Genomic DNA, 915 nt, shown 5'->3' on the forward strand with positions numbered 1-915 from the left:
GATCTAATCGTGGTAGAGTTTACTTTTACTTCCATAAAAAAATGGGGGCTGTTACTAGCCCCCATCCAATTAAGTTACAAAGAAACAACTTTTAAATTTCTTCTTGACTATCCGCCTCTTCAATCACAGCGGACTCTTTCTGTGTAGGAGTTTGAATAAGTTGGTTACGAATTTCAGCTTCAATTTCATTCGCAATATCTAGATTTTCTTCAAGATATCTTGCCGCATTCGCTTTACCTTGTCCAATTTTAGTACCTTTATAAGCGTACCAAGCTCCGGCTTTATCAACTAGGCCTTGCTTAACACCTAGATCTATAATCTCTCCCATGTGATAAATGCCTTCACCATACATGATTTGGAATTCAGCTTGTCTGAAAGGAGGAGCAACTTTGTTTTTAACGACTTTGACACGAGTTTCATTACCAACAACTTCGTCACCTTGTTTCACTGACCCTATACGACGAATATCAAGGCGCACAGAAGAATAGAACTTAAGGGCATTACCACCTGTTGTTGTCTCTGGTGAGCCAAACATAACCCCTATTTTCATTCGAATCTGGTTTATGAATATGATCATACAATTGGCATTTTTAGCGCCACCAGTCAGTTTTCGCAGTGCTTGAGACATTAAACGAGCCTGTAATCCCATATGGGAATCTCCCATTTCGCCTTCTATTTCTGCTTTAGGTGTTAATGCTGCTACTGAGTCTACAACAATTAAATTTACAGCATTTGAGCGAACCAACATATCAACAATTTCAAGCGCTTGTTCGCCAGTATCAGGTTGAGACAGAAGCAGTTCATCAACGTTTACACCAAGCTTTTCGGCATAAGAGGGATCAAGAGCATGCTCAGCATCGATGAACGCACAGGTATATCCCTTCTTTTGCGCTTCGGCGATTGTACTAAGTGTTA

At 40.2% G+C, this 915-nt stretch carries 1 protein-coding gene; it reads right to left on the bottom strand.

What is annotated here, in order from left to right:
- Positions 1-91: 91 nt before the first annotated feature.
- Positions 92-915, bottom strand: an 824-nt coding sequence (gene recA / locus I8J31_RS20730; RefSeq protein WP_199470488.1) for a recombinase RecA, incomplete at its 5' end; no start/stop codon positions are given.

The sequence above is a fragment of the Marinomonas transparens genome (assembly GCF_016463975.1).
GTDB lineage: Bacteria > Pseudomonadota > Gammaproteobacteria > Pseudomonadales > Marinomonadaceae > Marinomonas > Marinomonas transparens.